A 16,160-nucleotide genomic window follows, 5' to 3' on the forward strand; every position below is an offset into this window, starting at 1 on the left:
ACGACCGCTACTGCGCTCTCGCGGCTCAGAGGGCGAGGTCGGCGATCGCGACCCGGTCCTTCGTGCCGGCGGCCCGGTCCCAGAGCTCGACGAAGCCCTCGGTGGCCTCGCGACCGACGACCACCACGACGGGCACGCCGATCAGCTCGGCGTCGCCGAACTTGACGCCCGGGGACACCTTGCCGGTGCGGTCGTCGTAGAGGACGTCCTTCCCGCTCGCCTCGAGGGAGGCGACGAGTTCCTCGGCCACCTCGAAGATCGCCGCGTCGCGTCCTGCTGCGACGACGTGCACGTCGAACGGGGCGACGGCCTTCGGCCAGATGAGACCGCGCTCGTCGTTGTTGCCCTCGGCGATGATCGCGAGGATGCGCGTGATCCCGATGCCGTAGGAGCCCATGGTCACCGTGACGAGCTTGCCGTTCTCGTCGAGCACCTTCAGTCCGAGCGCCTCGGCGTACTTGCGCCCGAGCTGGAAGACGTGCCCGATCTCCATGCCCCGAGCGAGCTCGACCGGTCCGGAGCCGTCGGGCGCGGGGTCACCGGCGCGGACCTCCGCCGCCTCGACGAAGCCGTCGGCGGTGAAGTCCCGCCCGGCGACAAGGCCGAAGACGTGCTGCTGATCGACGTTCGCACCGGTGATCCACTCGGTGCCGTCGACGACCCGGGGGTCGAGGAAGTACCGGATCTCCGTCGCCGACTCCTCGCCGAGGACGGGCCCCTGCGGGGACCACGGTCCGATGTAGCCCTTGACGAGCCCGGCGTTCGCGGCGAAGTCCGCTTCGGTCGCGGCCTCCACCTCCGCGGGGCTGAAGGCCACCTCGACGCGCTTGAGGTCGACGTCGCGGTCGCCCGGCAGGCCGATGACGACCATCTCGCGCGTGCCGTCGAGGTGCCGCAGTGCCAGCACGACGTTCTTGAGGGTGTCGGCGGCAGTCCAGGCCCGTCCGTCGTCGCGCGGGTGCCGCTCGTTGGCGAGGTCGACGAGCGTCGAGATCGTCGGGGTGTTCGGCGAGTCGAAGACCGTCGCGGGTGCCAGACCCTCGACGGGGCGGGCCTCCGGGACCTCGGTGGTGTAGGCCTCGACGTTGGCTGCGTACCCGCCGGCCGAACGCACGAAGGTGTCCTCACCGACCGCGGTGGGGTGCAGGAACTCCTCGCTGCGCGAACCGCCCATCGCGCCGGCGTCGGCCTGCACGATCTCGTACTCGAGGCCGAGCCGCGTGAAGATGCGCTCGTAGGCGTCGCGCTGCGCCTGGTAGCTCGCGTCGAGCCCGGCGTCGGACACGTCGAACGAGTAGGCGTCCTTCATCGTGAACTCACGACCGCGCAGGAGGCCTGCCCGGGGACGGGCCTCGTCGCGGTACTTGTCCTGGATCTGGTAGATCGACAGGGGCAGGTCCTTGTAGGAGGAGTACAGGTCTTTCACGAGCAGGGTGAAGACCTCCTCGTGTGTCGGCGCCAGCAGGTAGTCGGCACCCTTGCGGTCGTGCAGGCGGAAGAGGGCGTCACCGTACTCCTCCCACCGGCCGGTGACCTCGTAGGGCTCGCGCGGCAAGAGCGCGGGGAAGTGCACCTCGAACGCGCCGGCGTTCGCCATCTCCTCGCGGACGATGGCCTCGATCTTGTTCTTCACCCGCAACCCGAGCGGCAACCAGGCGAAGACGCCCGGCGCCTGGCGTCGGATGTACCCCGCCCGCACCAGCAGGCGGTGACTCGTCACCTCCGCGTCGGAAGGGTCTTCACGGAGCGTACGGAGGAAGTAATTCGAAAGGCGCGTAACCACCTGTCCATGCTAGTCCGTCACACGCAGGCAGCCCGGAACCGCTACCAGGGGCGATCGGCGAAGTTCCCGTTGTCGTTGTTCCGACCGCGGTTCTTGGCGTCCTCGGTCGACTTGTCCTGCTGGGCGTCCTGGCCGGCGTCCTTCAACTTGTCGACCTTCCCGTCGACCTCGCTGTCCCCGGTGCCGCTCGAGCCGCTCGCGTCGCCGTCGCCCTGTCCCCCGTTCGAAGGATCCTGCTGGCCCTGCCCGCCGGACCGGTCGCGCTGGTCGGTCGCATCCTGACGTTTGCGGTCGATGCGATCGCCGGTGTCCTGCAGGTTCTCACCGGGCGTGCCCTTCGGATCGATCACGTCGGGCTGCTGCCCGGTGCCGCCCTGATCGCCCTGGCCGCCTTGGTTCCCTTGGTCGCCCTGATCCCCTTGGTCGCCCGGGTCCCCTTGGTCACCCTGGCCGCCTTGGTCGCCCTGATCCCCCTGGCCGCCTTGGTCACCCTGCTCCCCTTGCTCACCCTGGTCGCCCTGGTCGTCTTGACCGCCCTGACCACCTTGATCGCCCTCATCCCCCTGGCCACCCTGGTCCTGCTGGTCCTGCTGGTCCTCGTTCTGCTCCTGGGACTCCCCCTCGAAGCAGCCCTCGCCCTCGTCGACGATGCGCTTCGCGGTGTCGTAGAGGTTGATGGCGCCCTGGAAGAACTGGCCCTTCACGTACTCGTCGGCCTGGGTCTCGTACGCGCGCGCCAGGTTGACCCGGACGATGCAGGCGGTCTCCTCCGTCGGCGCGAGCTCGAGCGCCTTCCCGAGGTCGTCGGTCCCCTGCACCCAGTCCTGTCCGGCCGCGGCTGCGGTGCCCCGGTCGAACCAGGCGATCCACGGCTCGACGACGTTCGCCGTGAAGAGGTGCCCCGCGCTCAACTGCGCCCCGGAGTAGTCCTCGGCGCGATACTCGGCGATCGCCGACTGCGCGACGACCGGCAGACTCACGAACTTGACCCCGACGACGAGGGCGACGAGGACCAGCGGAAGGGACCACCAGAACAGCCGACGGCGCAACCGGGTGACCTCGGCCGGGGCCAGCGGCGGACGCCGCGGTTCCTCGAACCGTGGCCGTGGCTCCGGGCTGCGCGGCGCGTCGTCGGCCCGGTCGGTCCGGGTCCGGTCGTCGAAGAGGGTCATGCCCGCCCACCCTTCGTCCGTCGGAGCTCGCCCAGCGCGCCGACCAGGCCGGGGAGCTCGGTGAGGAGCAGCACACCGAACCCGAGCGCGAACACCCAGTACAGCTCATCGGTACGCCGGATGTCCACCTCGTCCTCGACGGTGACGCCGCCGACGGCGAGGCCGTCGAGCGCGTCGTCGAGCGACGCACCCGGGGTCCTGATCTCCGCTTCGACGCCGAGCTGCGACGCGATCGTCTCGAGCGCGCCCGGATCCAGCCGGGACACGGCGGGCTCACCGGTCGAGTAGTCCTGGATGTAGCGGACGCTGCCGTCCTGGTATCCCGAGAACTCGCGCATGGTCCCGCCGGCCTCGGTCCCGTAGCCGAGCACGCCACCGCCGCCGATGAGCGGTGCGATGCTCTCGAACGACCCGGGCGCCGCGCCACTCGTCTGCTCGCCGTCACCGAGGTAGAACATGATCCGGTTCCGACCCGGTTCCTGCTCCTCGGCCTGGGTCAGCAGCGTGGTCATGAACTCCACCGGCGCGTCGATGCTGCTGCCGCGGGAGTAGGTGGTGATCTCCTGCGTCATCGCCTCCGCGGCCGACCGGAGCGCCGTCGCGTCCGTCGTGAGGGGCATGCGCTGGACGGCCACGGCGTCGAACGTCACGAGCGCGTAGCGCGCACCGGCCAGCCGGTCGGCGATGCCGGTGATGTCGGCCTTCGCCCCGTCGAGTCGGGTCGGCGGTTTCGGGGCCCCGTTCTCGTCCGTCCCCGACGCGGTCCCGTCCGGCCAGTCCTCGGCGGCCATCGAGCTCGTCGTGTCCACGACGAAGTAGACGTCGAGGTCGCCCATCGCGGACGGCGGGCGATGGTTGCCGGGGATGGTCGGTCGGAGGGCGATGATCACGAGCACGACGACCATGGCCAGTCGGGCGATCCAGTGCCAGGCTCCTGGCCGCCGCACCCCGGCGAGGAACTGCCAGACGGCGAAGGCCGCGAGGACGGTGCCGAGCACGGCGATGGCCCAGATCGGCAGAACGGGGTTGATGGTCATCGGCGCAACCTCCAGGCGAGCAGCATGAGCGCCGCGAGGCCGCCGAACGCCGCCAGCACGAACACGAACGGCTCGTCGACCTGCACGAGCTGTTTGGCGCCCTTCAGCGTCTTCGTCTGCTCAGCCGTGATCTGCTGGACGATGCCGCCGACCGCGCCGGGGTCGGCTAGCGCGTAGTAGTCCCCGCCGGTGGACGTCACGACCTCGTCCATCTCCGCGGCGAGGTCGTCGAGGTAGTCCTTGCTGGAGACGTCGCCGGGGTTGATCCCGTACACCGTCACGTCCTGCGCCTTCGCATAGGCGCCGGCCTCCTTGAGCGTGAGGATCGGCTCGCCGGCGACGTAGTTGTCGGTCGCGAGCACGATCGAGCGGGACCGTTCCTCGCCGACCTGGTCGAACCGCATGACGCAGGACCCGAGACCGTCGCCGATGAGGGACGACCCGTTCCCGAGATCGGTGCCGTTCCAGTACTCGTAGTCGCTCTCCGGCGAGGTGAGGTCCTCGACGAGGTGGTCGAGCTGCGCGGCCACGTAGTCGTAGTCGCTCGTCAGCGGGAAGTACGTGGTCGCGGACGCGTTGAACAGGACGAGCGCGATCCGCTCACCGTCGAACCGCTGCACGAGCTTCTCGAACACCCCGACCAGCGCGGCGTCGTACTCCGTCATCGACCCGGACACGTCGAGGCAGAGCACGATGTCGCGGTTGCGCAGTTCGGGCTGGAACACCGTCGTGCTCACCACGCGGGACCCGAGGGCCATGCCGGCGAGCAGCAGCACCCCCAGCGCGGCGATCGTCGCGATGATGAGGCGCCGGTACCGCGACAGCGCGCGACGGTATCCGGGGAGTGCGGTGAGCCGTTCGGAGTGCGCGACCCACAGGGGCTCGGCGTTCACCCTCCGGCGCCGCCCGGTACGGGCCACGAGGACGACGGCGGCGACCACCGCGGCCACGGCGAGGAGCCAGACGAGCGGCATCCACCAGTAGATCAGCTCCACGTCGTCACCACCTGGCGCGCGAGCATGGCCGCCTCGGCGACGCTACCCGTCTCGGCCTCGCGGAACTCGACCGGGTAGTAGGCCGAAACGGCACGACTGAGTGGCGCGAGTCCTGCGCGATCGAGGTCTGCGAGCGTCATGACCTGGGCACGGACGCCGCTGGACTCGTGCGCGTACATCCGGAGGATCGCGCCGAGCCGTTGGTGGGCGCGCCGCGTGCTCAGGGCGCCGTCCCCGTGCTCGCGCTCGATCTCGCCGATGAGCGCGAGGTAGCGATCGCGCAGGACGGTCGGCGACGGCTGCGGAGCAGGGCGCGGAGCGCTCCCGCGCGCGCGACGGCGCACGTGGGCGAGCATCCAGACGTACCACCCGATCACGAGCGCGATGAGCACGAGTCCGAGCACCGGCCAGAGCAGCGTGTACTGGACCGGTGCGTAGTAGCCGTTATCGCCGGGCATGTCGGTGGGCCTCGAGGAGGTGGAAGAGGACGGGGACGACGTCGTCGGCGCCGGTCACGCGCTGGCCGCTGATACCGAGCTCCTCGAGCTGATCGAGGTGGCGGGCGGTCGCGCTGGCGACGGCCTCGGTGAACTCGCGACGGAGCGCGTCGTCCGACCGGATGAAGGCCGGCAGGGACCGCTCGTCGGCGACGTCGACCATCGAGCGACCGGTGTACTCGGCCCGCATGAGGTCGGCGTCCCCGACCGAGATCCAGAGCACCTCGTGCTGGACGTGCAGGCGACGGAGGATCTCCGACCGCTTCGGCGCGATCTCCTCGTCGTCCGAGACGATTACGAGCAGACAGCGCTGCTTGACCGACCGTGCCGCGTAACCGAGCAACTCGTCGAGATCGCTCTGGGGCGCCGCGAGCGATGCACGCCGGTCGATGTGCTGCAGCAGGCGTTCGAGTGCCGATTCGGTGCCGGCGGGTCGGACGAGTTCCGGTGCGGCGGCGTCACCGGCGACGAGACCGACGAGGTCACCGTGCCGGATCGCGAGGTACCCCAGGATGCCGACCGCGAGGATGGCGACCTCGCGTTTGGTGCTCCCGCCCTCGGCGAGCGCCGCGAGATCACGACCCGTGTCGACGACGAACAGCACCTGGTGTTTCCGCGTGGCGATGTAGCGCTTCACGAGTGGAGCGCCGTGTCGGGCTGTCGCCTTCCAGTCGATGTCCTTGATCTCGTCGCCCGGCGTGTACTCGCGGAGGTCGTCGAAGTCGAGGCTCCTGCCCTGGAACACCGAGCGGTACTCGCCGTCGAGCATCCCCCGCACGCGGCGGTGGGCGTGGATGAAGAGTTTGGACTTCACCCGGTGGAGCAGCGGGGCTGACACGGGCCTACGGTGCCTGGACCGCTCCGAAGACGGCGTCGATGATCGTCTCGGGCGAGACGTCGTCGGCCGCGGCTTCGAAGTTCAGGATGATGCGGTGCCGCAGCACCTGGTGGCGGTAGCCCTTGACATCCTCCGGGATGACGTGGTCCCGCCCGGCGAGGATCGCGAGCGCCCGCGCGACGGTGCTGAACGCGATGCTGGCACGCGGGCTCGCCCCGTACTCGATGTAGCTCGCGAGCTTCGGCGGCAGGTAGTCGCTCGCATGGCGGGTCACGTAGACCGTCTGGACGATGTAGTTGAGGATCGACGCGTCGAGGTAGACCCGCTTGGCGAGGGTCTGCAGGAACAGGACGTCCTCGAGGCTCACCCCCGGGCGATCCTGGTCGGTCTCGTAGAGCCCGGAGTTCACCCGACGGACGATCTCGGCCTCCTCGCCGATCGTCGGGTAGTCGAGCACCTCCTTGAGGAGGAAGCGGTCGAGCTGCGCCTCGGGCAGGTGGTACGTGCCCTCCTGCTCGATGGGGTTCTGCGTGGCGAGCACGAAGAACGGCTTCGGCAACGGATAGTGCGTGCCGCCGATGGAGGTCTGGCGTTCCTGCATCGCCTCGAGCATCGCGCTCTGGGTCTTCGCGCTCGACCGGTTGACCTCGTCGAGGAGCACGAAGTTCGCGTGCACGGGACCGAGCTGGGTCTGGAACGCACCGGTGCGGGCGTCGTAGATCTGTGTGCCGATGATGTCGCTCGGCAACAGGTCGGGGGTGCACTGGATGCGTTTGAACGACGCGTTCACCGCTTGGGCGATCGATTCCGCCGCGGTCGTCTTCGCGAGTCCTGGGACACTCTCGAGCAGGACGTGTCCGCCCGAGACGAGTGCCGCGAGCAGGGTGGTGCGCAGGCCCTGCTGACCGACCACCTTCGCGTCGTAGGCACCGACGATCTCGGAGAGGATGCTGCGGGCCCGTTGCAGCTCGGCTGGCGCGATGGGGGTGCTCGGCGTCACGGTCACTGGTCTCCCTGGCGAGGCTGGCGGTCCGGACGGATGACCGTCGAACGCGGATCCGCCTGGTGGAACCCGGCGGTCCGAACAGTCTACGTGTGAAGATCCGGAGCCCGGGCTCCTCGGCCACCGGATGGCCACCAGGGCGTCGGGAGCCGTTCGCCCACCGTCCCCCTCGCGTCCACCGCCGCTTCCTACCGTGGATCGATGACATCTGCAGCGCACGGGAGGCACCCGGAGACCGACGGCGCGACGGCGATCGTCCCGGTCAGGGGCGGTTCGAAGGGGATCCACCGCAAGAACCTCAGGACGGTCCGCGGGAGCACCCTCATCGCACGGTCGGTCGAAGGACTGCTGCGGTCGGGTGGCGTCTCGCGCGTGGTCGTCACGACCGATCACCCGGACCTCGCCGCCGCCGCCGTCGCCGCCGGTGCCGAGGTCATCGACCGGCCGGCCGAACTCGCCGAGGACAGCACCTCCTCCGAGGCCGCGCTCCTCCACGCGCTCGGCGTCCTCGCGGAGCGCGGCGAGCTGACCCCCGTGACGGTGTTCGCGCAGGCGACGTCGCCCTTCCTCGACGTGGAAGCACTCGACGACGCCGTCGCCCTGGTCTCCTCCGGGCGGGCGGACTCCGTCTTCGCCGCGGTACTCGACCACGGATTCCTCTGGACGGAGAAGACGAAGGGTGCCCGAGGGATCGGCCACGACCACCGCGAGCGTCCCCGGCGGCAGGACCGCGCCCCGCAGTACCGCGAGACCGGCTCGTTCTACGTCTTCGACACGGACGGCTTCCTCGAAGCCGGGCACCGCTTCTTCGGCCGGATCGCGCCCGCCGTCACCAGGTCCTTCGCCGCGCTCGACATCGACGAACCGGAGGATCTGCTCGTCGCCGAGGCGATCGCCGGACTCGCCGAACGCCAGCTGGGCATCCCGTCGGGCTCGGAGCGTTCCGAGCACCACCTCGACGTCGACGCCGTCGTCACCGACTTCGACGGGGTCCACACCGACGACCGCGCCAGTATCGACGCCGACGGGGTCGAACGGGTGAGCGTCCATCGCGGTGACGGCCTCGGCGTCCGTCTGCTGCGCGAGGCCGGACTGCCGTTCCTGATCCTGTCGACCGAGCGGGTCCCGATCGTCGCCGCACGCGCGGCCAAACTCGGCGTCGACGTCGTGTACGGCTCCGCCGACAAGGCGACCGCGCTCCGCGACTGGGCCGCGACGAAGGGCGTCCCACTCGACCGCATCGCCTACCTCGGCAACGACGTCAACGACATCCCGGCACTCGAGATCGTCGGCTGGCCGGTCGTCGTCGCCGATGCGCACCCGGAGGCGCGTGCCGTCTCCCGGCTCGTCCTGGAACGCCGAGGCGGCGACGGCGCCGTCCGCGAACTCGCCGACCTCGTCCTCGCCGCACGCGCACGCGCGGCCCTCGACCCCCTGAAGCTGTCCACGCTGCAATCGAACGGAGCACGACCATGAGCATCCACCAGGACGCGAACGACACCACCGACCTCGACGGCCGGACGCAGCCGTCTCCCGTGCGCATCGACGGCATCCCCGTCGGCGGCGGCGCTCCCGCGTACGTCATCGGGGAGATCGGTCTCAACCACAACGGCGACGTGGAGCTCGCGAAGCGACTCATCGACGTGGCCGCCGACGCCGGCGCACAGGCCGTCAAGTTCCAGAAGCGCACGCCGGAGATCTCCACGCCGACGCACATGCGCGACGTCCCGCGGCAGACGCCGTGGGGTGAGATGAGCTACCTCGACTACCGCTACCGGGTCGAGTTCGACCGTGAGCAGTACATCGAGATCGGCGACCACGCCACCCTGCGCGGCCTCAGCTGGTTCGCCTCCCCGTGGGACGAACCGTCGGTCGACTTCCTCGAGGACCTGGGCGTCAGCGCCCACAAGGTCGCGTCCGCCTCGGTGACCGACTCGCGCCTCCTCACCCGTCTCGCCGCGACCGGGAAGCCGATCATCCTCTCGACCGGCATGTCGACGCTCGAGCAGATCGACCGCGCCGTCGAGATCCTCCGGGGCTCGCCGCTGGTCATCCTCCACGCGACCTCCACCTACCCCTTGCCCGCCGAAGAGGCGAACCTCCGGATGATCGACAGCCTCGCCGCCCGGTACCCCGGTGTGCCCATCGGGTACTCCGGCCACGAGACCGGTCTCCAGATCTCCCTCGCCGCGGTCGCCCTCGGAGCCACGATGGTGGAACGCCACATCACGCTCGACCGTGCCATGTGGGGCTCGGACCACGCCGCGTCGCTCGAACCGCACGGTTTCTCCAACCTCGTCCGCGACATCAGGGTCATCGAGACCGCCATGGGTGACGGCGTCAAGCGCATCTTCCCCGGCGAACTCGCCCCACTCGCGAAGCTGCGCAGGGTCGATGCCTGATCATGGGCCCCGACGTCGGGTGATCGGGGTGGTGGACTCCGACTCCTTCGTGAAGTGGGGCGCCGCCACCCTCTCCCGCGCGACCGGCTGGGACGTCGACCTCGTCCTCATCGAGAGCGACGTGTCCGCCACGGACCGGCAGGTGGACATCGCCCTGCTCCACACGGCGTTCGAGGGTCGGACCGTCCGTCGCCTGTCGCTCCGACGACTCGTCGACCTCATCCGGACCGAGCAGCCGGACGGCGTGTTCGTCTCCACGCGGGGGCCGGTCGCCGAGGTCGTCATCTCGGAACTCCTCGCGCTCGGCCGCGCCACCCGCCCGGTCCTCCTCACCGGTCTCCCCGGTATCTCCATCCCGGCGAAGTGGAAGGGGATCTTCCTCCGTGCGCAGGCAGACGTCTTCGTCCTGCACAGCCACCGCGAGGTCGCCGCCTACCGTGAACTCGCGCTGACGCACGGGGTCGAGCCGGCGTTCGCGCTCGCGACCCTGCCGTTCCTGACGGACCCGGCGACCGAGCCACCGGCCGAGCCCGCCCCGCGTACCCGGGTCGTCTTCGCCGCTCAGGCCACCGTCCCGGCCGACCGCGGCGACCGGCTCCGGATCCTCTCCTGGCTGCGGACCCTCGCGATCCGGCACCGCGACCTCGACGTCGTGATCAAGGTGCGCGGCCTCGCCGGCGACCCGCAGACCCATCACGAGCACTACCCCTTCGACACCCTCCTCACCGGGCCGACACCCGACAACCTCCGGGTCGCCACCGGTTCGATGGCGGTCCACCTCGGCCACGCGGCCGGGCTCGTCACCGTGAGTTCCACCGCAGCGATCGAGGCCATCGCCGCCGGGGTGCCGGTCATCCTGCTCGACGACTTCGGTGTGGACCCGGCGCTCATCAACACCGTCTTCGAGGGCAGCGGGCTGCTTGCCTCCAAAGACGACCTCATGGCCGCCCGGTTCCGGCACCCGAACCCGGATTGGCTGCAGCAGAACTACTTCCACCCCGCCCCGGAGGACGACTGGATCCAGCGGTCGGAGGAGGCGTTCGCCGCGCGCGACCTCGGGACCCTGCCGGTCCGTCCTCGTGCAAGACAGAGTCGCGGCGGCATGCTCCGCACCGGTTGGGAGCGTCGTCGGGCGTTCGGGCGGGCCGACACGAGCGCGCTGGGCACGGTCGCCTTCGTCATCGGGCGGCCACTGCAGATCGCTCGCCGTCTGGTCCGTCGCGCTCGGGGCGTCCAGCCTGCCGAGCGGCAACCGATCGCCTCCCGTCGGCTCGCACCGATCGAGACGGAGACGCCGGTGCGCGCTCCGCACGGGGCTCGTCACCGCACAGCCCGCTGACGGGATCACCGCTCGACCGGAGACCGGTCGGGCGGTGATCCGGCTCAGTTGGAGCCGACCGTCACCACCGGTGCGCCCGTGGAGGTGTCGTCCGCGGGCATCTCGGCGGCCAGACGGTTGGCCTCCTGGATGAGCGTCGCGACGATCTCCGACTCCGGCACCGTCTTGATGACCTCGCCCTTGACGAAGATCTGGCCCTTGCCGTTGCCGCTCGCGACGCCGAGGTCGGCCTCACGAGCCTCTCCGGGGCCGTTCACGACGCAGCCCATGACGGCGACCCGCAGGGGCACGCTCATCCCCTCGAGGCCGTCGGTCACGTCGTTCGCGAGCTTGTAGACGTCGACCTGGGCGCGCCCGCAGCTCGGGCAGGAGACGATCTCGAGCTTGCGCTCGCGGAGGTTCAGCGACTGCAGGATCTGCAGCCCGACCTTGATCTCCTCCGCCGGCGGCGCGGAGAGCGAGACACGGATGGTGTCGCCGATGCCCTCGGAGAGCAGGATGCCGAACGCGGTCGCGCTCTTGATGGTTCCCTGGAAGGAAGGACCTGCCTCCGTCACGCCGAGGTGCAGGGGCCAGTCACCGCGCTCGGCGAGCAGCCGGTAGGCCTTCACCATGACGACCGGGTCGTTGTGCTTGACGGAGATCTTGAAGTCGTGGAAGTCGTGCTCCTCGAAGAGGCTCGCCTCCCAGACGGCGCTCTCGACGAGCGCTTCGGGGGTCGCCTTGCCGTACTTCTGCAGCAACCGCGGGTCGAGGGACCCGGCGTTGACGCCGATGCGGAGGGAGACGCCGGCGGCTTTCGCGCGCCGGGCGATCTCGCCGACCTGGTCGTCGAACTTCCGGATGTTGCCGGGATTGACCCGGACGGCCGCGCACCCCGCGTCGATCGCGGCGTAGACGTAGGCGGGCTGGAAGTGGATGTCGGCGATCACCGGGATCTGACTCTTCTTCGCGATGATCGGCAGCACCTCGGCGTCGTCGCGGGTCGGGACGGCCACGCGGACGATGTCGCAGCCCGAGGCCGTGAGCTCGGCGATCTGCTGGAGGGTCGCGTTGATGTTGGTCGTCTGGGTCGTCGTCATCGACTGGACGCTCACCGGGGCGTCGCCGCCGACGAGCACCTTGCCGACCTTGATCTGTCGCGACTTGCGCCGCGGGCTGAGCGTCTCGGGAACCGACGGAAGACCCAGATTGATAGCTACCACGAGCCTCAGCTTACGCGCGCGACGCCCCGCAGGCTCCCCGTGAGCTGAATGCCTGCTGGGACGTCGCGATCCACGGTCAACGGGCGGGCGGTGCCTCGCGATTCGCACGCAGGACGCCGAGCCGTTCCCGGTACTCGACCTCGTCGATGTCGCCCTGGGCGAAGCGCTCGGCGAGCGTCTGCTCGGCGCTCCGGGACCCGTCCTGACGCCAGGCCCACGGCGGGCCCTGGTGGCCGTCCGGGGACGCCCCGGACCAGGCTCGGCGACGCCACCGCCGACCGACCAGCGCGACGACGAGGACGATCACGGCGATCCAGAACGCGGGGATGAGCAGCAGCCAGAGGAGGTGGAAGCCCGGCCCGGGACCGCCGGGATGCATGGCGGTCACGGCGAGCACGATCAGGGAGGTGGACATGGAGGACTCCGTTCGTCGGGCGGACGACCACCGTCGTCCGCATCACGACCCCGAGCCTCCTCCGGATGGTGGCCGAGGGCATCCGACGACGGGACGGATCACCGCACTCCCCCGGGAGTACGGCCACCCGGCGGTCAGACGCCGGGACTGACGAGCCCGGTCTCGTAGGCGATGACGACGAGGCGGACCCGGTCGCGCGCGGCGAGCTTCGACATGATGCGCGACACGTGGGTCTTCGCCGTGAGCGGGCTGAGGAACAGCGCCCCTCCGATCTCCTCGTTGGTGAGTCCGCGTCCGACCAGACCCAGCACCTCGCGTTCGCGCTCCGTGAGCCCGGCGATCACGGCGTCGTCGAGCGGCGCGGCGATCGCTCCGGCGACCTGGGTGAGCAGGCGCCTCGTGACCCCGGGCGACAGCAGGGCGTCACCCGACGCGACCACACGGACGGCCCGGATGAGCTCGGCCGGCTCGGTGTCCTTCACGAGGAAGCCGCTCGCACCTGCCCGGATCGCCTGCGCGACGTACTCGTCGAGTTCGAAGGTGGTGACGACGATGATGCGGGTGGCCTCGAGCGCCGGATCCGCGACGATGGCTTCGGTGGCGGCCAGGCCGTCACTTCCGGGCATCCTGATGTCCATGAGGACCACGTCCGGCCGTTCCCGACGGACGACGGCGAGCGCCTCGTCGCCACCGGCCGCCTCACCCACGACCGCGATGTCGGGCTCCGCGTCGAGGAGGGCGCGGAACCCGCCGCGGATGAGTGCCTGGTCGTCGGCGACGACCACGCGGATCACGCGACGCCTCGGACCGGCACCCGGGCCGTGACGCGGAAGCCGCCGAGCGGACTCCGCCCGGTCTCGAGGGTGCCACCGAGGAGCTCGGCGCGCTCGGTCATGCCGAGGAGGCCGTTGCCGTGCTCGGCGGGTCCGGGTGGGGCACCGACTCCGTCGTCCTCCACGAGCAGGCGGTAGGTGCCGTCGACCTCGACGAGCTCGACGGAGACCCGTCCGGCCTGCGCGTGCCGGAGGACGTTCGTGACGCTCTCCTGCGCGATCCGGTACAGCGCCTGCTGCACGGCCGCGCCGGGCGTGGAGACGAGGCGCTGCTCGAGGACCGCGTCGACACCCTGGTCTCGGAGGGACTGGACGAGGACGGGCAGTGCCTCGAGATCCGGCCCGGGTCGCCTCGGCGCGCCGGTCGTGGGGTCCGAAGCGGTGTCGCCGCCGCGGAGGACGTCGAGGAGTCCACGCACCTCGTCCAAGGACGTCTTACTGGCGTCCTTGATGTTCGTCAGCGCTTCGCGTGCGCGTTCGGGCTGGGTGTCCATGAGGTGGAGTCCCATCCCCGCCTGGACCGTGATCTGCGCGAGGGAATGCGCGACGACGTCGTGCAGCTCTCGTGCGATGCGCACGCGCTCCTCTTGCGCCGCGGACGCTCGTCGCTCCCCCTGACGCCTCCGGTACTCGTCGAGCTGCTCGCGTCGACTGCGGAGACCCTCCGCGACGAGGAGCGCGACGATGACGAGGACCGTCGTGGTCACGACGCGGAAACCCGACAGCTCCGAGCCGAGCGTGCGTGCACCGGTCAAGAAGAGCACCCACCCGAGCCCCAGCGAGGAGTACGTCCAGCCGCGAGCGCCGCGGGCGACGCCTGAACCGGCTGCGAAGGCCAGGGCGACGGCAGGAGGACCCCAGCTCGGACCGGCGAGCATGGAAGCGCTCGACAGGACAGCGACGGCTGCGACCGACGGGCCGGGCGCCCGCCGCGCTGCGAGCAGGCAGAGCGCTCCGGCGAGGGCCAGCAGGACGGCCGAAGCCCGAGACCACTCCGAACCGCCGGCACCTGGTCCGAAGGCGCCGTGGAAGGCGACGACGGCGGTCGCCGGCACCTGCACCAGGAGGGACACGACGACCGGCGCCCAGAGACGCCACGCAGCGCGGTCGGGTCGCCGCTCGTCGTGCACCATCCAGGGCGCCGGACCCGCTTCTCGCGTTGGCATTCCTGCATGCTACTCGCGACGTGGGCCCACCGAATCGGCCGATCGGTGCCCCGCTGGTACTCCCCGGGGAGTACCAGCACGCAGTGGGAGGGTCGTGCCGGCGACGAGCTGCCCCTGGCGACGGCTAGCCGAAGAGGTTGACCGGCTTGACGATGTCGGCGTACACGAGGAGCGCGCTCATGCCGCCGAGGACGATCACGACGCCGAAGGTGAGCGGGATGAGTTTCGCCGCGTCCACCGGTCCCGGATCGCGACGTCGGAAGATCTTCGCGAAGCGGCGACGGATCGCCTCCCAGAGCGCTGCTGCGACGTGCCCGCCGTCGAGGGGCAGCAGAGGGATGAGGTTGAAGACGAAGAGCGCGACGTTGAGCGACCCGAGGATGCCGAACACGGTCGCCGCCTTCGACGCGACGGGGATCTCGTCGAGGCTGACCACCTCGCCGACGACCCGTCCGACGCCCACGACGCTCATCGGCCCGTCGGGATCGCGCTCACCGGATCCGAATGCTGCCTGCCCGACGTCGATGAGTCGCTGGGGCAGGTTCAGGATGATGTTGGCGGTCCGGGCGATCGTGTCGCCGACGGTCGGCAGGATCGTGGTGACGGGCTGCGCCACCATCTGCTGCTGCGGGGTGATGCCGACGAAGCCGACCTCATGGGTCTTCGCCGAGCCGTCGGCGTTCGTCTCGATCTTGCCGGTCTTGGCGTCGACGACGTCCCGCTCGAGCAGCAACGGCGTCAGGGTGAGGTCGAGTCGCTGCTCACCGCGGGCGACCTCGAGGGCCAACGGCTTGCCCGGCGAATCCTGCACGGCGGCGGAGATCTCGGCGAAGGTGGAGATCGGCGTGCCGTCGATCGAGAGGATCGTGTCGCCCGGCTTCAGCCCTGCGGCGGCCGCCGGACCCTGCGGATCCCCCGCTGCACAGCTCTGACGGTCGCTCGTGGACGGCAACACGCACTCGTACACCGAGGTCAGCGTGCTGCTCTGTTGGGGGACACCGAACCCCGACACGGCGATACCGATGAAGAGGACGGCGAGGACGAGGTTCATGAACGGGCCGCCGAGCATGACGACGATCCGCTTCCAGAAGGGCAGCCGGTAGAAGGTGCGCTCCTCGTCGCCGGCGCCGATCGTGTCGGCACTCGCCTCACGCGCGTCCTGGACCAGCGTGTCGAAGAAGCCGGTGCTGGCGTTGCGGGCGGCACCGCCGGGCTGCTTGGGCGGGAACATGCCGATCATCGAGATGTAGCCGCCGAGCGGGATCATCTTGACGCCGTACTCGGTCTCGCCCTTGCGGCGCGACCAGATGGTGCGACCGAAGCCGATCATGTACTGGGTGACCCGCACGCCGAACAGCTTCGCGGGCACGAGGTGACCGACCTCGTGCAGCCCGATGGACACGATGAGGCCCACGAGCACGATCACGATGCCGAGGAGGTAGAGGAGGACGGATTCCACGGCGTAACCCTACTCG

The 16,160-nt window shown here is 70.2% G+C and carries 15 protein-coding genes; 3 read left to right on the forward strand and 12 right to left on the reverse strand.

Going from position 1 to position 16,160, the window contains the following annotated elements:
• Positions 1–25 precede the first annotated feature (25 nt).
• Genes BIU99_RS17330 through BIU99_RS17360 form a run of 7 tightly spaced genes read right to left on the reverse strand, consistent with a single transcriptional unit; the run spans position 26 to position 7,328 of the window.
• A complete protein-coding gene (locus tag BIU99_RS17330; RefSeq protein ID WP_064295345.1) occupies positions 26–1,783 on the reverse strand; it encodes a proline--tRNA ligase in 1,758 nt (585 codons plus the stop codon).
• A gap of 41 nt (positions 1,784–1,824) precedes the next feature.
• Positions 1,825–2,955: a hypothetical protein gene (locus BIU99_RS20070; RefSeq protein ID WP_071262347.1), complete on the reverse strand. Its 1,131-nt coding sequence runs from the start codon at positions 2,953–2,955 to the stop codon at positions 1,825–1,827.
• Positions 2,952–3,992: a VWA domain-containing protein gene (locus BIU99_RS17340; protein WP_071262348.1), complete on the reverse strand. Its 1,041-nt coding sequence runs from the start codon at positions 3,990–3,992 to the stop codon at positions 2,952–2,954. The genes BIU99_RS20070 and BIU99_RS17340 overlap by 4 nt, the downstream gene beginning before the upstream one ends.
• On the reverse strand, positions 3,989–4,987 hold the full coding sequence (locus tag BIU99_RS17345; RefSeq protein WP_064295342.1) for a VWA domain-containing protein: 999 nt from the start codon (positions 4,985–4,987) through the stop codon (positions 3,989–3,991). Before BIU99_RS17345 ends, BIU99_RS17340 begins: the two co-directional genes overlap by 4 nt.
• Positions 4,978–5,445, reverse strand: coding sequence for a hypothetical protein (locus BIU99_RS17350; protein ID WP_064295341.1), 468 nt, complete (start codon positions 5,443–5,445; stop codon positions 4,978–4,980). Before BIU99_RS17350 ends, BIU99_RS17345 begins: the two co-directional genes overlap by 10 nt.
• Positions 5,432–6,322, reverse strand: coding sequence for a DUF58 domain-containing protein (locus tag BIU99_RS17355; protein WP_254773644.1), 891 nt, complete (start codon positions 6,320–6,322; stop codon positions 5,432–5,434). The genes BIU99_RS17350 and BIU99_RS17355 overlap by 14 nt, the downstream gene beginning before the upstream one ends.
• Positions 6,323–6,326: 4 nt before the next feature.
• Positions 6,327–7,328: a MoxR family ATPase gene (locus BIU99_RS17360; protein WP_071262349.1), complete on the reverse strand. Its 1,002-nt coding sequence runs from the start codon at positions 7,326–7,328 to the stop codon at positions 6,327–6,329.
• Positions 7,329–7,526: 198 nt separating this feature from the next.
• Between BIU99_RS17360 and BIU99_RS17365 the strand changes: the two genes are divergently transcribed.
• From BIU99_RS17365 to BIU99_RS17375, 3 genes are read left to right on the forward strand one after another with little or no spacing between them, the layout of a single operon-like run.
• Positions 7,527–8,801 (forward strand): acylneuraminate cytidylyltransferase, encoded by a 1,275-nt coding sequence (locus BIU99_RS17365; protein WP_071262350.1) that lies wholly within the window; start codon positions 7,527–7,529, stop codon positions 8,799–8,801.
• A complete protein-coding gene (locus BIU99_RS17370) occupies positions 8,798–9,727 on the forward strand; it encodes an N-acetylneuraminate synthase family protein (RefSeq protein WP_083397445.1) in 930 nt (309 codons plus the stop codon). Before BIU99_RS17365 ends, BIU99_RS17370 begins: the two co-directional genes overlap by 4 nt.
• The gene (locus BIU99_RS17375) at positions 9,720–11,066 is read left to right on the forward strand and encodes a DUF6716 putative glycosyltransferase (RefSeq protein ID WP_217635026.1); all 1,347 of its coding nucleotides are present in this window, start codon (positions 9,720–9,722) and stop codon (positions 11,064–11,066) included. Before BIU99_RS17370 ends, BIU99_RS17375 begins: the two co-directional genes overlap by 8 nt.
• Before the next feature lie 44 nt (positions 11,067–11,110).
• Here BIU99_RS17375 and ispG read toward each other — a convergent pair whose 3' ends face one another.
• From ispG to BIU99_RS17400, 5 genes are all read right to left on the reverse strand, one after another.
• The gene (ispG, locus tag BIU99_RS17380) at positions 11,111–12,271 is read right to left on the reverse strand and encodes a flavodoxin-dependent (E)-4-hydroxy-3-methylbut-2-enyl-diphosphate synthase (protein WP_064295337.1); all 1,161 of its coding nucleotides are present in this window, start codon (positions 12,269–12,271) and stop codon (positions 11,111–11,113) included.
• A gap of 76 nt (positions 12,272–12,347) precedes the next feature.
• Positions 12,348–12,686, reverse strand: coding sequence for an SHOCT domain-containing protein (locus tag BIU99_RS17385; RefSeq protein ID WP_071262352.1), 339 nt, complete (start codon positions 12,684–12,686; stop codon positions 12,348–12,350).
• Positions 12,687–12,820: 134 nt separating this feature from the next.
• Entirely contained in the window at positions 12,821–13,480 is a 660-nt protein-coding gene (locus BIU99_RS17390) for a response regulator transcription factor (protein ID WP_071262353.1), read from the reverse strand.
• Positions 13,477–14,685 carry a sensor histidine kinase gene (locus BIU99_RS17395; RefSeq protein WP_083397446.1) on the reverse strand — a complete coding sequence of 403 codons (1,209 nt, stop codon included), beginning with the start codon at positions 14,683–14,685 and terminating at the stop codon, positions 13,477–13,479. Before BIU99_RS17395 ends, BIU99_RS17390 begins: the two co-directional genes overlap by 4 nt.
• A gap of 124 nt (positions 14,686–14,809) precedes the next feature.
• On the reverse strand, positions 14,810–16,144 hold the full coding sequence (locus tag BIU99_RS17400; RefSeq protein ID WP_071262355.1) for an RIP metalloprotease: 1,335 nt from the start codon (positions 16,142–16,144) through the stop codon (positions 14,810–14,812).
• Between the last annotated feature and the right edge of the window lie 16 nt (positions 16,145–16,160).

This window comes from Plantibacter sp. MMLR14_011, assembly GCF_001865025.1.
GTDB classification, from domain to species: domain Bacteria; phylum Actinomycetota; class Actinomycetes; order Actinomycetales; family Microbacteriaceae; genus Plantibacter; species Plantibacter flavus_A.